General features: G+C 40.8%; 1 protein-coding gene. It reads left to right on the forward strand.

Translation table 11 applies throughout. From position 1 onward, the window contains the following. Positions 1-380: HAD hydrolase family protein (locus tag C1E99_RS12075; RefSeq protein WP_153060213.1), on the forward strand; the 380-nt coding region annotated here is incomplete at both ends.

The raw sequence follows: 380 nt of genomic DNA on the forward strand, positions 1-380 counted from the left end.
TCAACCCATTCGACAAAGGATTGGAGCCTGATTGACTGGGAAGAACTATCTATCTCTGATATTGATTATCTTTCCACTTTTATTGAAAATGATGATGTGCAAATTTCTCTCTTTGATGAGGAAGACTACTTCGTTCTTGCAGAAAAAGCCAATGCACGTGTTAATTTAGACGCAGGTTTGGTAGGAATGACTCCTCAACCAATTGATTTAAAAGAAGCCAAGTCAGGTCAGCATCGCTTCTTTGAAGCCATGTTCGTCGGTGAAAAAGAGCATATTGATGCCTTTGAAAATCAACACAATCCTGTACTCAGCCAAGGCTATTCCACCGTTCGTTCACAGGACTATCTCTTGGAAATTTTACCAAACGGTGCAAGCAAGGC

Origin of the sequence: Streptococcus suis (assembly GCF_002964045.1) — a bacterium.
GTDB lineage: Bacteria > Bacillota > Bacilli > Lactobacillales > Streptococcaceae > Streptococcus > Streptococcus suis_U.